General features: G+C 31.0%; 1 protein-coding gene. It reads right to left on the bottom strand.

All coding sequences use genetic code 11. The features are described 5' to 3' along the window. Positions 1 to 973: Tn3 family transposase (locus KPL38_RS19350; RefSeq protein ID WP_216290760.1), on the bottom strand; the 973-nt coding region annotated here is incomplete at both ends.

Below are 973 nucleotides of genomic sequence, written 5' to 3'. Positions count from 1 at the left end.
CTTGTCCTTGAATATCTTTCTCATAAAGCATTCCGTGCTTTCCAAAAAATAAAGCTCTAGCCAAAGCATTTATTGCTTCACCTTTATTTAATCCAGTATTGATTTTCCTTCTGAAATTCTCATCCGAAAGATAGTCTAATATGAAAATTGTTTTTTCTATCTTTCCAATTTCACTTAATGCTTTCGCTAAACTATTTTGTCTTGAATAGGAGCCTAATTTACTCATTATCAATGATGCTGAGACTTTACCTTGTTTTATTGAATGGGCAAGTTTCAATATATCATCAAAGTTCTCTTTTATAATATTGATATTTATCTTACCTTTTATAACTGATTGAATATTTTTAAACTCTTCTTTTTTTTCAACATAATATAATTTGCAATCTGATATATCTCTAAGTCTTGGTGCAAATCTAAACCTAAGCAAATGAGTTAATCCAAATACTTGGTCTGTATATCCAGCGGTATCAGTATAGTGTTCTTCAATTTCAAGCTCTGTATTATGATTGAGAAGTATATCAACTACATGAATTGCATCTCTTGAGTTTGTATTTATAACGCCTACTCCAAATCTAGAGTATTGATCACTTACAGCTGAATACATAGTTACTCCCTTTTCAAATCCATAATGTGGATTATACGATGCATTTAAAGTTTCAACACCTGTTATAACTCTTACCCCATCTGATGATGAAGTAGTACCATCACCCCAATATCTAGCGTAAGGTTGCTTATGCTGACAGTTAATAATCTCTGTCATAGCTTTATCTAAATTATCATCGCTCATTCTCCAATTAGCAACATTACTCATCTGTTTATATGTTATTCCTTTTACTGCTTGCTCCATTTTTTTGAGACCTATATTAGTACCAAGCCCCATAAGAGTCGCTATTATACAACTTCTTTCAGTATCTTTAGGTTCTTTATTAGTTGAAGTATGTATTAACTTTTTATCAAACATTGTATGTTTGCA

This window comes from Clostridium psychrophilum (genome assembly GCF_018861705.1).
Classification (GTDB): Bacteria; Bacillota; Clostridia; order Clostridiales; family Clostridiaceae; genus Clostridium_AD; species Clostridium_AD psychrophilum.
Note: the sequence above shows the minus strand (reverse complement) of the source record. Positions and strands in the feature narration are given on the sequence as shown.